This window comes from Pseudonocardia sp. 2-7, from assembly GCF_056341085.1.
The window spans coordinates 4,398,710-4,412,743 of the sequence record NZ_CP094507.1; the positions used below are offsets into that span (position 1 = coordinate 4,398,710).

A 14,034-nucleotide genomic window follows, 5' to 3' on the forward strand; every position below is an offset into this window, starting at 1 on the left:
TCGCTCCGCAAGCGTCGCTCAGCCTTCGAGCTTCTTGCGGTTCTTCTCCAGGTCGTCGAGACCGCCGCAGAGGAAGAACGCCTGCTCGGGGACGTCGTCGAACTCGCCCTTGGCGATCTTGTCGAACGCCTCGATGGTCTCCTTGAGCGGGACCGTCGAGCCCGGCTGGCCGGTGAACTGCTCGGCGACCAGGAGGTTCTGCGACAGGAAGCGCTCGATGCGACGCGCCCGGCCGACGAGCTGCTTGTCCTCCTCGGACAGCTCGTCGATACCGAGGATGGCGATGATGTCCTGCAGGTCGTTGTACTTCTGCAGGATCCGCTTGACCTCGTTGGCGACGCGGAAGTGCTCGTCACCGACGTACTGCGGGTCCAGAATCCGCGAGGTCGAGGTCAGCGGGTCCACCGCCGGGTAGATCCCCTTCTGGGAGATCGGCCGGGAGAGCTCGGTGGTGGCGTCGAGGTGCGCGAACGTCGTCGCCGGAGCCGGGTCGGTGTAGTCGTCCGCGGGGACGTAGATCGCCTGCATCGAGGTGATCGAACGACCGCGGGTCGAGGTGATCCGCTCCTGCAGCTCGCCCATCTCGTCGGCCAGGGTGGGCTGGTAGCCCACCGCGGACGGCATGCGGCCGAGGAGGGTCGAGACCTCCTGGCCGGCCTGGGTGAACCGGAAGATGTTGTCGATGAACAGGAGCACGTCCTGCTCCTGCACGTCACGGAAGTACTCCGCCATGGTCAGCGCGGAGAGCGCGACGCGCATACGGGTGCCCGGCGGCTCGTCCATCTGACCGAACACCAGGGCGGTGTTCTTCATGACGCCCGACTCGGTCATCTCCGTGATGAGGTCGTTGCCCTCACGGGTGCGCTCACCGACGCCGGCGAACACCGAGGTGCCACCGAAGTTCAGCGCGACACGCTGGATCATCTCCTGGATCAGCACGGTCTTGCCGACACCGGCACCACCGAACAGACCGATCTTGCCGCCGACGACGTAGGGCGTCATCAGGTCCAGGACCTTGATGCCGGTCTCCAGCATCTCGGTCTTGCCCTCGAGCTCGTCGAAGCGCGGGGCCTTCTGGTGGATCGACCGGAGGTCACCGGTGAACTGGATGGACGGGTCGTCCAGGCAGTCGCCGAGGGCGTTGAACACGTGGCCCTTGACCTGGTCGCCCACCGGCACGGAGATCGGGCGGCCGAGGTCGGTGACCTCCTGGCCGCGCACGACGCCGTCGGTCGGCTGCATGGAGATGGCCCGGACCAGGTTGTCACCCAGGTGCGTGGCGATCTCCAGCGTCAGCTTGCGCTTGTCGCCGGAGAGGTCCACCTCCAGCGTGAGGGCGTTGAGCAGGTTCGGGACCTGGTCACGCGGGAACTCGACGTCGACGACCGGGCCGGTCACCTGGACGACGCGCCCGGTGATCGGGCCGGCCGAAGTTTCGGCGGTCGTGGTCATCAGCTCTCACTTCCTGCGCTGGCGAGAGCGTCGACCCCACCGACGATCTCGCTGATCTCCTGGGTGATCTGTGCCTGGCGAGCCTGGTTGGCCTCCAGGGTCAGGCTACGGATCAGTTCGTTGGCGTTGTCCGTCGCGGCCTTCATGGCCCGCTGCCGGTTCGCCGACTCCGACGCCGCCGACTCCAGCAGGGCCGCGTAGAGGCGGGCCCCGATGTACTTCGGCAGCAGCGCGTCGAAGAGCGTGTCCGGGTCCGGCTCGAACTCGTAGAGCGGCTGGAGACCCTTGGTCTCCGGGTGGTCCCGCTGGCTCTCGGCCGTGTCGGCGTCGGCGTCGCGGGCGACCGAGGGCAGCTCCGACCCGGCACCGACCGGCCTCGAGGAGGCGCTGTCGGCCGCGTACTCGACCTCGAGCGGAGCCATCCGCCGGGCCTGCGGCACCTGGGTGATCATGTTCTTGAAGCTGGTGTAGACGAGGTGCAGCTCGTCCACGCCGGTCACACCGTCGGTGTTGCCGTCGTGGTCGTCCTCACCGGCCATGAACGCGTCGACCAGGGTCTTCGCCGCCTCGGCCGCGTGCTCGTAGCCCGGCTGCTCGGAGAATCCGGTCCACGACTCCTCGATCTCCCGGTTGCGGAACCGGTAGTACGAGACGCCCTTGCGGCCGATCACGTAGAGGACCGGCTCTTTGCCCTGCTCCCGGAGCAGGGCCTGGAGCTGCTCGGCCTCCTTGAGGACGTTGGCGTTGTAGCCGCCGCACTGACCACGGTCACTGGTGACGACCAGGACCGCGGCCCGCTTCGGCTGCTCCCGCTCGACGAGCAGCGGGTGGTCCAGCGCCGAGTTCGACGCGAGCTCCGACAGGGTGCTCGTCATCAGCTCGGCGTACGGACATGCCTCGTCCACCCGCGCCCGGGCCTTCGCGATCCGTGAGGTCGCGATCAGCTCCTGGGAACGGGTGATCTTCTTGATGGACTGCGTCGACCGGATACGCCGGCGCAGCACCCGGATCTGTGCCGCCATCGGGTATCAGCCTCAGTTCTTCTTGACCGTGACGGTCTCCTGCTCGACATCGTCCTCGTCGAGGGCCTTCTCGGCCTTCTCCTTGGGGACGACCGAGGAACCGTCGGACGCGGTGAACTCGTTGCGCTTGAACTCGTCGACCGCCTTGGTCAGCGTCTCGACGGCGTCGTCGGAGAGCTTCCCGGTGTCGGTGATCTCGTTCAGGGCGCCGGAGGCGTGGCGACGCGAGTACTCGCGGAACTCCGACTCGAAGCGCTGCACGTCGGCGACGGGCACCGAGTCGAGCTTGCCGGAGGTGCCCAGCCAGATCGAGACGACCTGGTCCTGCACCGAGACCGGCGCGTACTGCGCCTGCTTCAGCAGCTCGACCAGTCGCTCGCCACGGCCCAGGGCGGCGGCCGAGGCGGCGTCGAGGTCGGAACCGAAGGCGGCGAACGCCTCCAGCTCGCGGTACTGCGACAGGTCCAGACGCAGCGAGCCCGAGACCGTCTTCATGGCCTTGATCTGCGCCGAGCCACCGACCCGGGAGACCGAGATACCGACGTTGATCGCCGGCCGGACACCCTGGTTGAACAGGTCGGACTCGAGGAAGACCTGGCCGTCGGTGATCGAGATGACGTTGGTCGGGATGTAGGCCGACACGTCGTTCGCCTTGGTCTCGATGATCGGCAGACCGGTCATCGACCCCGCGCCGAGCTCGTCGGAGAGCTTCGCGCAGCGCTCCAGCAGACGCGAGTGCAGGTAGAAGACGTCGCCCGGGTAGGCCTCACGGCCCGGCGGGCGGCGCAGCAGCAGCGAGATCGCGCGGTAGGCCTCGGCCTGCTTCGACAGGTCGTCGAACACGATGAGGACGTGCTTGCCCTGGTACATCCAGTGCTGGCCGATGGCCGAGCCGGTGTAGGGCGCGAGCCACTTGAAGCCGGCCGGGTCGGACGCGGGGGCCGCGACGATCGTCGTGTACTCCAGCGCACCGGCGTCCTCGAGGGACTGCCGGACACCGGCGATCGTGGAGCCCTTCTGGCCGATGGCGACGTAGATGCAGCGGACCTGCTTCTTCGGGTCGCCCGACTCCCAGTTCTCCTTCTGGTTGATGATCGTGTCGACGCAGACCGCGGTCTTGCCGGTCTTGCGGTCGCCGATCACCAGCTGGCGCTGGCCGCGGCCGATCGGGGTCATGGCGTCGATGGCCTTGATCCCGGTCTGCAGCGGCTCGCCGACGGACTGGCGGTCCATCACGCCGGCCGCCTGGAGCTCGAGCACGCGGCGGGCGTCGCTCTCGACGTCGCCGAGGCCGTCGATCGGGTTGCCCAGCGGGTCGACGACCCGGCCCAGGTAGCCCTCGCCGACCGGCACGGACAGGACCTCGCCGGTACGGGTGACCTGCTGGCCCTCCTCGAGGCCGGTGTAGTCGCCCAGGACGACCGCACCGATCTCGTTCTGCTCGAGGTTCAGCGCGACGCCGCGGACGCCGCCCTCGAACTCGAGCAGCTCGTTGGTCATGGCCGAGGGCAGACCCTCGACGTGGGCGATGCCGTCACCGGTGTCGGCGACGGTCCCGACCTCACGGCGGGACGTGCCGCTCTCCAGCGACGAGACGTAGCTGGAGATCGCACTCCGGATCTCCTCGGAGGAGATCGTCAGCTCTGTCATGGCTGCGTCGTTCCTTCTCTCGAACGGGGTCTTCGGGTCGTTCCGCCGGGGTCCGGCGATCGCGTCCGAAGCAGGTCAGCTGGGCAGGGATCGGCGAGCTGCGGCGAGTCGACCCGCCACGCTGCCGTCAATGACCTCGCCGCCGACCTGCACGACCAGGCCTCCGAGGAGGCTCCGGTCGAGCTCGACCTGCAGGGAGATCGTGCGGCCGTACATACGGCCCAGGGTCTCGGCGAGCGTGGTCTCCTGCTCGGAGGAGAGCTCGACGGGTGTGCGCACCTTGGCGACCGAGCGGTCCCGGCGGGCCGCCGCGAGCTCGGCGAGCTCCTCGGCGACGACGTCGAGGTGCCGGCTGCGGGGCAGCCGGACCGCTTCGCGGAGCAGCGTCGCCGTCACCGGGTAGACCTTCTCGCCGAGCACCGAGTCCAGGAGCTGGACGCGACCCTCGACGGGCCGGGCGGCGTCGCCGAGCAGGCTCGCCAGCTGCGGTTCGCGGGCGACGACCCGGCCGAACCGGAACAGCTGGTCCTCGACCTCGTCGAGGGAGCCGTTGCGGTCCGCGATCGCGATGGCCGTGCGGCGGGCCAGGCCCTCCGCGCCGGTGACGATGTCGCGGGGGGTGGACCAGCGCTTGCCCGCCAGCTCGGAGACGAGGTCCACGGTCGGCTGCGAGAGCTGGGACCCGAACAGCCGGCGGACCAGGTCCGCGCGGGCGTCCTCGGGGGAGGACGCGTCGGCCAGCAGGCGCCGGACGGAGCGCTCGGAATCCAGGAACCGGGCCACCGCGAACAGCTCGTCCGCGGTCGTGGTCAGGTCCCGGGCCGACGCGGAGTCGGTCCAGGAGTCCAGCCGCTCGGTCAGCGCCGCGAGGGACTCACGGCTGGCGGGCTGCAGGACAGCCGCCATCAGTTCGCCCCGCTCCGCTGGGCCACGCCCTGCTGGTCGAGCTCACCGAGGAACGAGTCGATCGTCGCGGAACGACGCGAGTCGTCGGCCAGCTGCTCGCGCAGCAGGCGCTCGGCCAGCTGGACCGACAGGCCCCCGACCTCGCTGCGCAGAGCACGCTGGGCGGCGTCGCGTGACGCGGCCACCTGCTCCTCGCCACGGGCCTTGATGCGCGCGGCCTCGGCCTCGGCCTCCTCGCGGAGCTCGGCCTTGATCTGCTGGCCCTCGGCCCGGGCGTCGTCGCGGATGCGCGCCGCCTCGGCCCGGAGGCCGGCGAGCTGCTCCTCGTACTCCTTCTTCAGCCGGTCCGCCTGCTCCTGGGTCTCCTGAGCACGCTTGAGGCCGCCCTCGATCGCGTCGGTCCGCTCCTCGTAGAGCGTCTCGAAGCGCGGGACCGCGAACTTCCAGAGCAGGAACAGCAGGATCGCGAACGCGACCACACCGAGCACGAGCTCATCGAGGTGCGGGAGAATCGGAAGCGGCTGTTCGGCGGCGAGAATCAGTTCCACCGTGTGTCCTTCCCTGACATGGCCGCCGGTACCGGGACCGGCATGAGAGTGATCTGCCGGCTCTTACTGCGCGATGAAGAAGAGCACCAGGCCGATCAGCATGACCAGCTCGGCGAGGACGAAGGTGGTCCAGCCGATACCCATCAGCTGGCCGCGGGCCTCCGGCTGGCGGGCGGTGCCGCTGATGACGGCCGACCAGATCAGGCCGACGCCGATACCGGCGCCGATGGCCGAGGCGCCGAACCCGATGGCCGCGAGGCCCGGGTTGATGTTGGCGGCTTCCTGGGCCAGAACCTGGGTGACGTTCACTTCGGGTTTCCTTCCGTCGGGTCCGCGGGATGCGGGTCGTTCGGTGTATCGGCCCGGACGGGCCGGCGGATGAAGCAGGTGGTGCGAGCGCGGTGCCGGCGGCACCGGGGTCTCGGTGGTGCTGTCAGTGGTCCTCGGAGATCGCCGCGCCGATGAACACGGCTGCCAGCAGGGCGAAGACGTAGGCCTGGATGACCTGGACCAGCGCCTCCAGGAACGTGAACGCGATCCCGGCGGCGAACACCACCGGGGACGCGATGACGAGCGCGGAGCCCGCCGACACCAGGAACGCCGCACCCACGGCGGTCAGGGCGAGGATGAGGTGGCCTGCGAACATCGCGGCGAACACACGCAGTGCCAGCGAGAGCGGCTGCACCAGGAACTTCTGCAGCAGCTCGATCACGATGATCAGCGGCGCGATGAAGACCGGGACGCCCGGCGGCAGCGCGGCGTGCTTGATGTAGCCGAAGAACCCGTGCTTCTTGAACCCGGCGTAGTGGTAGAAGACGTAGACGAACAACGCCAGCGCGATGGGGAACCCGATCCGCGACAGCGTCGGGAACTGGATCACCGGGATGATCGCGAAGATGTTGTTGACCAGGATGAAGCTGAACAGGCCGAGGATCAGCGGGATGTACCGCTTGAAGTCCTCGGAGCCGATCTGGTCACGCGCCATCGTGTTGCGCGGGATGTTGTAGAAGGACTCCAGTCCGAACTGGAATCGGCTCGGCACGATGGACAGCTTGCGCGTGCCCAGCGTGAAGACGGCCGCGACGATGATCAGCGACAGGACCGCCAGCACCATCGGCTTGGTGACGGCGCCGAAGATCGGCGGGTACTCGAACAGACCTGCGCCGGGCGGAGTGAACTCCTCGGCCGCCAGTACCAACGTGCCCAATGGGGGTCCTTCCGGTGCTCCCGTTCCGCATCCACGCGGAACGGGGGATCGCCTGCAAGGTGCCTCGTGGCGCGATGTGTTTCCGGGCGGCCGGGTCGAAACACCGGAAGTCACCCACATCGCCTACGTGGCGGATGCTATCAGCCGTACTTCTACACGATGTCGGGGGCTCGTACGCACCTCACCTGCGCGTTCGTCCGACGAAACGATCTTGATCGGGTCCGGTGGGTCGCGTCGGGTGATTCACCGTTAACTCCCCCGGCGGTCGCCGCCCGGCCATCCGCCCGACGCCCTCGACAGCCCCCGCGGACGCCCGCGAGGGCGCCGCAGGAACGGACGAAACGGTCGTCGAACCCCAGGTCAGGCATTCGTGGACCCCGGATCGGTGCCGATCAGGATCTGGAGCTTCTGCCCTGCCCAGGCCTCCGCCGCCGTCGTCGTGATGAAGACGACGAGCATGGTGACGGCCAGTGACATGCGGTGCAGACCCGGCGCATCCCCGAGGGTGAACAGGGCGAGCAGGAGGATGATGGCCTTCATCGCGAGGCCGCCGAATGCGGCCAGCATCACAGCGCCCGGCTCGAGATGGGTCGTACGCAGCATCAGCACCGGCGTGAGCAGGGCCGAGCCTGTGGCCAGCAGGCCACCGAGGGCCGCGGCGGACAGGCCCGGGACCCCGGCCGCGACGACCCCGCCGACGGCGCAGACCACCGTGGTGGCCGCGCCGACCAGGGCGGCGCCGCGGGCCATCGACCCCGACAGCCGCCGCACGACCTGCGCCTGGCCGAGCGCGGGACCGTCGTACTCCACGGTCCCCCAGCGGTCCCATCGCCACACGGTGCGTCCGCCTCCCGGCTCACCGGCCGCCCCACCAGCGGGTACGGCTCCGCGCACACGGTAACCGGCGGGTCCGGCGCCCCGACCGGCGCCGTCCCCCGCGGTGTCCCGTGCCGCCCGGCCCGCGTCGAGAAGCTCCTGAGCGTCGTCGAACCGCCGTCGGGCGGCACCCAGGTGCTTCTCGACGCGCTCGACGGCCCCGGGACCGGGCGGCGTACGGGGCCGGGCGGGCCTGATCCGTGAGCGCGGACACCTCTCCCCAGGGCCAGGACCGGCGCCGGTCAGGCGTCGCGGTCCCGGGCGGGGTGGTGCGCGGGGGTGGGGACGGTCGGCTGGTCCGGCCCCGGTGTCGCGGCGGGGTGGGCGCGGTGGCCGGTGCCGCGCGGGTGCTGCGGGCGGGGTGGGACCGGCCCGGGGTCGGTCGGGGCCGGCGTCGGCGGTCCGGCGGCCGTGCCGCGTGGCATCCGCGGACGGGCGGCGACGGGCCGGGACGGGGTCGGTGGTGTGGGCGGCCCGGCATCGGCGGACGTCATCGGGCCGACGTGTTCCGGCCCCCCGGTCGGGGTGCCCGCGAGCCGGGCGGGTCCGGGTCCGGCGGGCGCAGGTCCCGCAGTACCGGCGACCAGCGGTCCCCCGGTGCCGGCGGGCGCGCGTCGCGTCCCGGTCCGCGACGGGCCACGCCCGCCGCTCGGCCGGTGCGCGCCCCGCGTCCACGGCGCAGGCCCCCCGGGTGCGTCCCGACCCGATGTGTCCCGCCGTGACGGGTCCCGACCGGACGTGTCCCCGCCCGGCACGACCCGGCCCGGCACCGGTGCCGCCGCGGCGGGGCCCGGCGGTCCGGGGCCGTCCTCGACCGGACCGCCGGCGGACGGCCGGGCGGGGGGCGCCGCGCGCCCGGGCCCGGCGTCCGGGAGGTCGTCGGTCGAGGCGATCGCCGTCTCCCCCGCGGCGGCCGGTGCCGCGGAGGCGGCGGTGCGCATCCGCGACCGGTGCGGCACGGCCGAGGCCACGAACGCCACGACCAGTGCGATCCCGGTCGCGGCGAGCACCAGCCCGGTGCGCGGGACCAGGGCGAGCGCGACCGCGCCGAAGGCGATCACCGCGACCCACAGGTAGACCAGCAGCACCGCGCGCCGGTGGCTGTGCCCGACCTGGAGCAGGCGGTGGTGCAGGTGCATCTTGTCCGGGCTGAACGGGCTGGTCCCGGCGCGGGTCCGGCGCACGACCGCCATGAGCAGGTCCAGCGACGGGATGAAGACGATCCCGACCAGCACGATGACCGGGGAGACCAGGGCCAGGATGTTCCCGGCCGCCGTGTCGTCGGGCGGGATCCGGCCCGAGGCGGTCGTGATCGCCGCGGAGAGCATGACCCCGACCATCATCGAGCCGGTGTCGCCCATGAAGATCCGGGCCGGGTGGAAGTTGTGCGGCAGGAACCCCAGGCAGGACCCGGCGAGCACCACCGCGATCAGCGAGGGCACGAAAGCGGCCGGGTCGTTGCCGTTCTTGCTGATGAGGCCGATGCAGAAGACCGCGGTCGCCAGCGTGGTGATCAGCCCGATGCCGGCGGCGAGCCCGTCGAGGCCGTCGACGAAGTTCATCGCGTTTACCAGCACCACGGTGACCAGCACCGTCATGAGCACCGATTGCCCCTGCCCCAACAACAACAGCGAGCCGCTGAGGAACGACTCCCCTCCGATGGGGATCCATACCGTCACCCACTGCACGCCGTAGAGCACCAGCAGCCCGGCCGCGGTGACCTGCGCGGCGAACTTGGTGAGGGCGTCGAGGTCGTAGCGGTCGTCGAGCATCCCGACGCCGACCAGCAGCCCGGTCGCGACGACGACCCCGACGACCTCGGTGCTCTGCTCGAAGTAGGCCAGCCGCAGGGCCGGGAGCTGCAGCGACAGCAGCAGCCCGGCCAGCACCCCGCCGAACATCGCGAGGCCGCCCCACCGCGGGGTCGGGGTGACGTGCACGTCCCGTCCCCGCGGCCAGGCGACCGCGCCGACCTTCAGCGCCAGCATCCGGACCGGCCCGGTCAGCAGCAGCGTGACGACGGCGGCGACCAGCCCGACGAGCAGGAGCTCCCGGATGGGGAGTCCGTACGTGAACTGGTCAGTGGGCACGTCGCGAGCGCCTCTCCGCCTCCGCCGTGGGTCTCAGGTCACCCCCGAGGGTAGGCCGGTGCCTTCGAGACGAGCGCGGTGACCGCCTTCGCGACGTCGGCGAGCTCGGCGTCGCCGGCCGTGGTGTCGTGCTCGGCCTTGACCGCGCGGGCCAGCAGCGCGCCGACCTCGGCCATGTCGGCCTCGGTCATCCCCTGCGTGGTGACGCTGGGCGAGCCGACCCGGATGCCGGACGGCTTCATCGGCGGCGCCGGGTCGTAGGGGATGGCGTTCTTGTTCAGCGTGATGCCGGCGCGGTCGCAGCGGGTCTCCGCCTCCGACCCGGTGACGCCGATCGGACGCAGGTCCAGCAGCGCGAGGTGGTTGTCGGTGCCGCCGGAGACGGCGCGCATGCCCTCGGACTCCAGGCTCGTCGTCAGCGCCTGGGCGTTCGCGATGACCTGGCGGGCGTAGGCCTGGTACTCCGGCTGCGCCGCCTCCTTCATCGCGACGGCCTTCGCGGCGACCGCGTGCATCAGCGGGCCCCCCTGGGAGAACGGGAAGACCGCCTTGTCGATGGCCTTGGCGTGCTCCTCGCGGCACAGCACCATGCCGCCGCGCGGGCCGCGCAGAACCTTGTGCGTGGTGGCGGTGACGACGTCGGCGTAGGGCACCGGCGACGGGATCGCCTTGCCGGCGACCAGGCCGATGAAGTGCGCGGCGTCGACCATGAGCTTGGCGCCGACCTCGTCGGCGATCTCGCGGAACACCGCGAAGTCGATCAGGCGCGGGTACGCGGTCGCACCGGCAATGATGATCTTCGGCTGGTGCTGCTTGGCCAGGTCGCGGACCTGGTCGTAGTCGATGACCTCGGTGTCCTCACGGACGGTGTAGGACACCGCGTTGAACCACAGGCCGGAGAAGTTGACCTTGCTGCCGTGCGTGAGGTGGCCGCCCTGCTTGAGGTCCATGGCCAGCACGGTGTCGCCGGGCTTGGCGAACGCGGCGTAGGCCGCGAGGTTCGCGCTCGCACCGGAGTGCGGCTGGAGGTTGACGTGCTCGGCGCCGAAGAGCTCCTTGGTCCGCGCGTTGCCGATGTTCTCGGCGACGTCGACGACCCCGCAGCCGCCGTAGTAGCGGCGGCCGGGGTAGCCCTCGGCGTACTTGTTCGACAGCGTCGACCCGAGCGCCGCCAGCACCGCGGGGCTGGTCAGGTTCTCGCTCGCGATGAGCTGCAGTCCGCCGCGCAGGCGCTCGAGCTCGTCCAGCACGACGCCCGCGATCTCGGGGTCCTGCTGCTGCAGTGCGTGGAAGTCCGGTCCCCAGAAGGTCTGCTCGCTCACGCCGGGACACGCTACCCGCTGCCATCCCCGCAGGCCGCGGCCGTGCAGGCGTGATCACACCCGCGGGTGGCCCCCTCAGACCCGGTCGACCTCCTGGCCGACGACCTCCTCGACCTGTTCGGCGGTCACCCCGCCCTCGCGCAGCATGCGCGGCCGGGCGCCGGTGAGGTCGACGATCGTGGAGGCGACCGGGTCACCGGACGGGCCGCCGTCGAGGTAGACCTGCGCGCTCGAGGCCAGCTGGGTGATCGCCTCGGTCACGTTCGACGCCGGCGGGTTGCCCGAGGTGTTCGCGCTCGACACCGCCATCGGCCCGACCTCGCGCAGCAGCTCCAGCGCGACCGGGTGCAGCGGCATGCGCAGCATCACCGTCCCGCGGGTGCTGCCCAGGTCCCAGGCCAGCGACGGCGCGTGCTCCAGCACCAGCGACACCTCGCCCGGCCAGAACGCCTCGATCAGCGCCCGGGCGGACTGCGGGACTCCTGAGACGAGGCCGTCGATGGTGGTCCAGGAACCGACGAGCACGCCGACCGGCATGTCCGGGCCGCGCCGCTTGGCGGCGAGCAGCGCGCGCACGGCGGTGCCGTTGAACGCGTCGCAGCCGATGCCGTAGACGGTGTCGGTGGGCAGGACGACCAGCTCACCCGCCCGGACGGCGCGCGCGGCGGCGGTCAGACCGCGTGCGCGCTCGGCGGGGACGCTGCAGTCGAACAGCGGCTGGGTCTGCGGTGCACTCACGATCCGCGAGGATACGACCGTGCCGCGCGGGGGTGCGGGGCGGCTCACATCCGCGGCGCCGGCGGGACGTCCGGACGACCGCTCCCCGCTGGGTGGGACGGGCGTCAGGGGCAGGGGACGCGGCGGGCGGTGACGAAGCGCGGGCGGCCGGTGAGGTCGTCGTGCTCGGTGACCTCACCCAGCGTGCGCCGGCGACGCAGCAGTGCCGGGACCGTCTCGCCGTGGGTGTCGTCGTGCTCGATCGCGAGGTGCCCGCCGTGCCGCAGCCATCCGCTGGCCCCGCGTACGACGGCCTGGATGATCTGGGTGCCGTCGGGCCCGCCGAACACGGCGCCGGGCGGGTCCCACCGCTCCACCTCGGGCGGCACCGGCGTCCCGTCCGGGACGTAGGGCGGGTTGCAGACGACCAGGTCGACCGCACCCTCCAGCTCGATGAGCAGGTCGGTCCACCGGACGTCGGCGACGTGCAGGGTCACCGGGCGCCCGCCCGCGGCGACGTGCGCGTCGAGGTTGCGCCGGGTCCAGGACAGTGCCGACGGGTCGGCCTCGAGAGCGTGCACCTCGGCGTCGGGCCGGGACACTGCGAAGGCCAGCGCGAGCGCGCCGGAGCCGGTGCAGAGGTCGAGCACCCGGGGGCGGCTCACGTCGCGGATCGCGGCGAGGCCCCACTCCAGCAGCAGCTCGGTCTCCGGGCGCGGGGTGAACACCCCTGGTCCGACGGCGACCTCGACCGGGCCGAGTACCGCGGTGCCGAGGATGTGCTGCAACGGTTCGCGGGTGGCGCGGCGGGCCACGAGGGCCTGCAGCCGTTCGACGACCGGTGGGTCCACCAGCGGGGTCATCAGCAGTGTGGACCGCGACGAGCCGAGCACGTGCGCGGCGAGCAGCTCGGCGTCGACGCGCGGGGACGCGACGCCGGCGGCGGCCAGGGTGCGCTCGGCCTCCGCGATCGCCACCCGGAGCGGCAGCCGGCTGCCGGTCGTGGGGCTCGCCGTCGTCTCGGTCACGGCTCCAGTGTCCCGGCTGCGGGGCGCGGGGACACCGCAGGTGACCGGAGCATCACCTGAGCGGGGGATCATTCCTGCTCCTGCTCCCCCGCCATGGCCTCGGCGCGCTCGGCCGCGGTCAGGGCGGCGAGGACGTCGACGAGGTGGCCGTCGAGCACCGCGGACAGGTTGTAGGCCTTGAACCCGACACGGTGGTCGGAGATCCGGTTCTCCGGGTAGTTGTAGGTACGGATCCGCTCCGAGCGGTCCACCGTGCGGACCTGCGAGCGACGCTGTTCCGACGCCGCCTCGGCCGCCTCGGCCTCGGCCTTCGCGTGCAGCCGGACCCGCAGCACGTCCATCGCACGGGCCTTGTTCTGCAGCTGGGAGCGCTCGTTCTGGCAGGTCACGACGATGCCGGTCGGCAGGTGCGTGATCCGCACGGCGGAGTCGGTGGTGTTGACGCTCTGCCCGCCGTGGCCCGAGGCCCGGTAGACGTCGACCCGGATGTCGGCGTCGTGGATCTCGACGTCGGGTGTGTCGTCGGCGTCGGGGAAGACCAGGACGCCGGCCGCGGAGGTGTGGATGCGGCCCTGCGACTCGGTGACCGGGACGCGCTGGACGCGGTGCACGCCGCCCTCGAACTTCAAGGCGGCCCACACCCCGTCGACCGGGTCCTTGCTGCGCAGGGACAGCGTGATGTCCTTGTACCCGCCCAGATCGGACGGGGTCGCGCCGAGGACCTCGACCTTCCAGCCGCGGCTCTCGGCGTAGCGGCTGTACATGCGCACGAGGTCGCCGGCGAACAGCGCGGACTCCTCGCCGCCCTCGCCGGACTTGACCTCCATCAGGACGTCGTCGCCGTCGTGCGGGTCACGCGGGCGCAGCAGCTCGGTCAGCTCGGTCTCGAGCTCGACGATGCGGGTGTCCAGGGCGTCGGCCTCGACGGCGAAGGCGCGGTCCTCGGCGGCGAGCTCACGGGCGGCGTCGCGGTCGTCGCGGACCTGGGCGAGCTCGCGGGCGCAGCGCACGACCGGGCCGAGCTCGGCGTAGCGACGGCCCAGCTTGCGGGCCTGCGCCTGGTCGGAGAGGACGCCCGCGTCGGCGAGGCGCTGCTCCAGCTCGGCGTGCTCGTCGAGCAGGGCGTCGACCGACTGCGTGCTCATCGGGGATTCCTTCGAGGCGCTGGGGCGGGAACGCGAAACGGCGCCCGCCTCCTCGCGTGCGGCGAGGCGAC

The 14,034-nt window shown here is 71.6% G+C and carries 13 protein-coding genes; all 13 read right to left on the reverse strand.

The genetic code is table 11. From position 1 onward, the window contains the following. Window positions 1-18: 18 nt before the first annotated feature. A complete protein-coding gene (atpD, locus tag MTO91_RS21165) occupies window positions 19-1,452 on the reverse strand; it encodes a F0F1 ATP synthase subunit beta (RefSeq protein WP_062397356.1) in 1,434 nt (477 codons plus the stop codon). Further along, window positions 1,452-2,474, reverse strand: a complete 1,023-nt coding sequence (locus MTO91_RS21170) for a F0F1 ATP synthase subunit gamma (RefSeq protein WP_476652467.1) — start codon at window positions 2,472-2,474, stop codon at window positions 1,452-1,454. Before MTO91_RS21170 ends, atpD begins: the two co-directional genes overlap by 1 nt. 12 nt (window positions 2,475-2,486) lie before the next feature. Then, the gene (gene atpA / locus MTO91_RS21175) at window positions 2,487-4,124 is read right to left on the reverse strand and encodes a F0F1 ATP synthase subunit alpha (RefSeq protein ID WP_476652468.1); all 1,638 of its coding nucleotides are present in this window, start codon (window positions 4,122-4,124) and stop codon (window positions 2,487-2,489) included. A gap of 75 nt (window positions 4,125-4,199) precedes the next feature. Beyond that, window positions 4,200-5,030, reverse strand: coding sequence for a F0F1 ATP synthase subunit delta (locus MTO91_RS21180; RefSeq protein WP_073578514.1), 831 nt, complete (start codon window positions 5,028-5,030; stop codon window positions 4,200-4,202). Further along, a complete protein-coding gene (locus tag MTO91_RS21185) occupies window positions 5,030-5,578 on the reverse strand; it encodes a F0F1 ATP synthase subunit B (protein WP_179761945.1) in 549 nt (182 codons plus the stop codon). The genes MTO91_RS21180 and MTO91_RS21185 overlap by 1 nt, the downstream gene beginning before the upstream one ends. Window positions 5,579-5,641: 63 nt before the next feature. Further along, a complete protein-coding gene (locus tag MTO91_RS21190; RefSeq protein WP_020621511.1) occupies window positions 5,642-5,887 on the reverse strand; it encodes an ATP synthase subunit c family protein in 246 nt (81 codons plus the stop codon). Between the two features lie 124 nt (window positions 5,888-6,011). Then, window positions 6,012-6,785 (reverse strand): F0F1 ATP synthase subunit A, encoded by a 774-nt coding sequence (atpB, locus tag MTO91_RS21195; RefSeq protein ID WP_062397367.1) that lies wholly within the window; start codon window positions 6,783-6,785, stop codon window positions 6,012-6,014. Window positions 6,786-7,145: 360 nt separating this feature from the next. Then, complete coding sequence (locus tag MTO91_RS21200; RefSeq protein ID WP_405415367.1) at window positions 7,146-7,622, reverse strand: Cg1360 family ATP-synthase-associated protein; 477 nt, start codon at window positions 7,620-7,622, stop codon at window positions 7,146-7,148. Between the two features lie 281 nt (window positions 7,623-7,903). Further along, window positions 7,904-9,751 carry a glycosyltransferase family 4 protein gene (locus MTO91_RS21205; RefSeq protein ID WP_476652470.1) on the reverse strand — a complete coding sequence of 616 codons (1,848 nt, stop codon included), beginning with the start codon at window positions 9,749-9,751 and terminating at the stop codon, window positions 7,904-7,906. Window positions 9,752-9,789: 38 nt separating this feature from the next. Then, a complete protein-coding gene (locus MTO91_RS21210; RefSeq protein WP_476652471.1) occupies window positions 9,790-11,073 on the reverse strand; it encodes a serine hydroxymethyltransferase in 1,284 nt (427 codons plus the stop codon). A 75-nt stretch (window positions 11,074-11,148) separates the two neighbouring features. Beyond that, the gene (locus MTO91_RS21215) at window positions 11,149-11,811 is read right to left on the reverse strand and encodes an L-threonylcarbamoyladenylate synthase (RefSeq protein WP_476652472.1); all 663 of its coding nucleotides are present in this window, start codon (window positions 11,809-11,811) and stop codon (window positions 11,149-11,151) included. A gap of 104 nt (window positions 11,812-11,915) precedes the next feature. Continuing rightward, window positions 11,916-12,818, reverse strand: a complete 903-nt coding sequence (prmC, locus tag MTO91_RS21220) for a peptide chain release factor N(5)-glutamine methyltransferase (protein WP_073578517.1) — start codon at window positions 12,816-12,818, stop codon at window positions 11,916-11,918. A gap of 68 nt (window positions 12,819-12,886) precedes the next feature. After that, entirely contained in the window at window positions 12,887-13,963 is a 1,077-nt protein-coding gene (gene prfA, locus MTO91_RS21225) for a peptide chain release factor 1 (RefSeq protein WP_476652473.1), read from the reverse strand. Between the last annotated feature and the right edge of the window lie 71 nt (window positions 13,964-14,034).